This is a genomic window from Mesorhizobium sp. M7A.F.Ca.US.006.04.2.1 (assembly GCF_004022915.1).
GTDB lineage: Bacteria > Pseudomonadota > Alphaproteobacteria > Rhizobiales > Rhizobiaceae > Mesorhizobium > Mesorhizobium ciceri.
Genome location: NZ_RZQA01000711.1, coordinates 1 through 3,434 on the forward strand (window position 1 = coordinate 1; position 3,434 = coordinate 3,434).

General features: G+C 66.4%; 4 protein-coding genes and 1 pseudogene. All 5 read right to left on the bottom strand.

The genetic code is table 11. The features are described 5' to 3' along the window. Nucleotides 1–168 (bottom strand): annotated as a pseudogene (locus tag EN925_RS40955) (5-(carboxyamino)imidazole ribonucleotide synthase); the annotation flags it as partial. Next, entirely contained in the window at nucleotides 165–662 is a 498-nt protein-coding gene (gene purE, locus EN925_RS28555; protein ID WP_063169171.1) for a 5-(carboxyamino)imidazole ribonucleotide mutase, read from the bottom strand. The gene purE and the pseudogene EN925_RS40955, both read right to left, overlap by 4 nt. Nucleotides 663–764: 102 nt before the next feature. After that, the gene (locus EN925_RS28560) at nucleotides 765–1,658 is read right to left on the bottom strand and encodes a ribokinase (protein WP_013529210.1); all 894 of its coding nucleotides are present in this window, start codon (nucleotides 1,656–1,658) and stop codon (nucleotides 765–767) included. Further along, nucleotides 1,655–2,530 carry a MurR/RpiR family transcriptional regulator gene (locus EN925_RS28565; protein WP_013529211.1) on the bottom strand — a complete coding sequence of 292 codons (876 nt, stop codon included), beginning with the start codon at nucleotides 2,528–2,530 and terminating at the stop codon, nucleotides 1,655–1,657. The genes EN925_RS28560 and EN925_RS28565 overlap by 4 nt, the downstream gene beginning before the upstream one ends. Then, on the bottom strand, nucleotides 2,527–3,434 hold a 908-nt coding region (locus EN925_RS28570; RefSeq protein WP_164894446.1), incomplete at its 5' end, for an ABC transporter permease. The genes EN925_RS28565 and EN925_RS28570, both read right to left, overlap by 4 nt.

The following is a 3,434-nucleotide window of genomic DNA, read 5'->3' on the forward strand; positions in this document are numbered from 1 at the left end:
GTCATAGGCGGCTGTTATCTGCCGGTTGGCGACCTCTGCGGCCGGGCAATCCGCTTGCGGCTCCAGCACCACGGTGCGGTAGCCGAGACGGGCGGCAGCAACAGCCAGCATGCGGCCGAGCTGGCCGCCGCCAATGATACCGATGGTCGATCCGGCGGGCAGGCTCACGGCGTATCCGTCGGTTCAGCCGCGACCTTGGCAGTCTGCGCGGCGCGCCAGGCATCCAGACGGACGGCAAGGCTGTCATCGTTCAGGGCCAGCACGGCGGCGGCCAAAAGGGCTGCGTTGGCGGCCCCAGCCTTGCCTATGGCCAGCGTTCCAACGGGAATGCCGGCTGGCATCTGGACGATGGACAGCAGCGAATCCTGCCCGGAAAGCGCTTTCGATTCCACCGGCACGCCGAACACCGGCAATGGCGTCATCGCCGCCGTCATGCCGGGCAGGTGTGCTGCACCGCCGGCGCCGGCGATGATCACCTGGTAACCGGCCGCCTTGGCGCCCTTGGCGAAATCATAGAGCCGGTCCGGTGTACGATGCGCGGAGATGATGAGCCGCTTGTGCGGGATGCCAAGTGCTTCCAGCGTTTCGGCGGCATGGCGCATCGTCGCCCAGTCGGACTGGCTGCCCATGATGATGGCGACGTCGGCGCGTTGATCGTCCAAGTCCGTGTTCCCCGGCGACAAAGGCGCGCCTTAGCGGAATTCGCGCGAGGCCGCAAGGATAGGCGGCCGCTGCTGCGGTCTGGCAAGACGGAAACCAGCCGGTCAGATGCCGTCGCGCTCGGCCTCTGGCGTCGAGACCAGCAAGGCCGAAGCCGCGTTGGCGGCGGTGATGGCCGCCCGCATGGTCTGCCCACGGGCAAGTCCCGCGGCCAGCGCGCCAACGAATTCATCGCCGGCGCCATGCGTGCTGGCGACCTTGACCGGGATGGCGGACAGCGCAAAGGCCTCGCCGCTCCGGTCGCAACAGGCGACGCCTTCGCCGCCCGCCGTGACGATCGCCACGGGATAGAGATCGGCCAATAGCCGTGCGGCTTGCGCGGCCCCGTCGAGTGTCTCGACCACTGCCGTGCCAGCCAGGAATTCCGCCTCGATGGCGTTGACCACCAATATGTCGACCAGGGCGATCAACTCCTCGGAGAGTTTGCGCGCGGGGGCCGCGTTGAGCACGACGCGGCCGCCCCGTGCCTTGACTGCGCGTGCGGCGGCAATGTTGGCGGCTTCCGGCACTTCGTTCTGCAGCAGGAGCACCGCCGTCTGTCCCACCACATCGGAAGCAGAGGCACTGTCGGCATGGCCCAGTGCCAGATTGCTGCCCGAGACGATCACCGCGCCATAGTCGCCGCCTTGGTCGAAGATCGCCACGCTCATGCCGGAGCCGGCGCCAGCGGCCACCCGCACGAAGCGGCGGTCGACCTTGGCGCGATCGAGATTGGCCAGCAACGCCCGCCCGAAATCATCGTCGCCGACGGCGCCGATCATCGCCGCATACACACCGGCTCGCGCCGCCGAGACGGCCTGGTTGCCGCCCTTGCCACCGCATTTGGGGTGCCAGGCATGGCCGGTCACCGTCTCGCCCTTGCGCGGGCGGTCGGGCGCGTCGACCATAATGTCGTAATGCAGGCTGCCGAACACGGTCACCAGCGGCGTTGTCGTCATGAGCCCCGGTCTTTTCGTTTCGATGTCACCGCCGACATAGTGCGGCCGAGATTTCGCTCCGCCGCCTGATAGTCGCGCTGCGCCACCGCGACGAACAACGCGTCGAGAATGTTGAGCTGGGCAATGCGGGCCGCTGCGTTCTCGCCCATCAGCGGCGAACCCTGCGCGGTCGAGCACAGAACGATATCGGCGACGGCGGCCAGGGGCGAGTTGTCGTAATTGGTGATGGCCAGCGTGCGGGCACCGTTCTTGCGGGCCAACTGAATGGCGTCGATAACGGCCGACGTGTTGCCCGAATGCGAGAAGCCGACGGCGATGTCGTCGCCGCCGAGCAGCGAGGCCGACATCAGCATCATGTGCGAATCGTCGTAGACGGATGCGCGGATGCCGATGCGCAGGAATTTGTGCGAAACGTCGCGCGCGATCTGCGCCGAGCCGCCGACGCCATAGAAATCCCGGTTCTTGGCACGGAAGAGCAGCTCGGCGGCGCGGTCGAAATCCTCGATGTCGAGGATCGCCAGCGTCTCCTCCAGCGCCTGGATGGAGGTGCGGAACACTTTTTGCACGATCTCGGCCGAACTGTCGTCGGATGACAGTTCCTGGTGCATCTCGGCGGTCGGCAGGCGACTGTACTCATAGACGGCGGTGCGGAAGTCGCGATAGCCGGAAAAGCCGAGCTTCTTGGCGATCTTGACCACCATCGCCTCGGACACGCCGGATTCCTCGGCGATCTGCTTCAGCGGAATGCTCTCGTCGAAGCCGCGCCGGCCGAAGACGGTTTCCACCACCTTCGCCTCCAGCGGAGTGAGATGCGGCATCATCATGCGGATGCGCGGTCCTACCGCTTTCAGGTCCAGCCCGCTCAAGGTCATCCACGCCCCCTCGTCACGCGATCGATAAGCATCGCGGCGAGGATTATAAGACCAGTTGCCAGAAGCTGATAGAAGGACTGGACGTTCATCAGCGTCAAACCGTTGCGCATGGCGCCGAGGATGACGGCGCCCAGGATGGTGCCGACGACGCTGCCCTTGCCGCCCATCAGCGAGGCGCCGCCGATGGCGGCAGCCGCGATGGCGTCGAGCTCCCAGAGATTGCCGAGGATGGGTTCGGCGGCGCCCAACCGGCCGATCAGGATCTGCGCGGCAAGCGCCGCCAGCAGGCCTGAGATCATGTAGGCGGCGATCTTGGTGCGGGCAATCGGCACGCCGGCGATGTAGGCCGCCTCCTCGTTGCCGCCGACGGCGAGCAGATATTCGCCGAAGGGCGTCTTCTTCAAAACGACCCAGGCGACGACAGCCACGCAGGCGACGATGACGACCGCCAGAGGCAGTCCGAACAGCGAACCGTTGAAGACGGCGCGAAAGCCTGGGGGCAGGCCGAGGACCGGATTGCCGCCGGTGTAGATCAGCGCCAGTGCCCGATAGGTGCTGAGCGTTCCCAACGTGACGATGAAGGGCTGCAGCCCAACATGGGCGACGAGCACGCCGTTGACGAGGCCGCAGGCAAGACCAATGGCGAAGCCGGCGGCGATGGCCAGCGGAAACGGCACGCCGGCGACCATCATAGAGGCCGAGATGACGGCCGAGAGTGCTGCCGTCGGCCCGACCGACAGGTCGATGCCGCCGGAGATGATGACCAGCGTCATGCCCAGCGCCAGACAGGCATTGATGCTCGACTGCTGCAGGATGTTGATCAGGTTGCGCTCGGCGAAAAAGCCGGGCACCAGCGCGCCGAACACGGCCAGGATCACGACAAGCCCGATCAGCGTGCCGGCGT

Bases quoted from the DNA above. Each gene is read 5' to 3' on its own strand.
- EN925_RS28565 (WP_013529211.1), bottom strand. From the start codon at position 2,530: ATGACCTTGAGCGGGCTGGACCTGAAAGCGGTAGGACCGCGCATCCGC.
- EN925_RS28560 (WP_013529210.1), bottom strand. From the start codon at position 1,658: ATGACGACAACGCCGCTGGTGACCGTGTTCGGCAGCCTGCATTACGAC.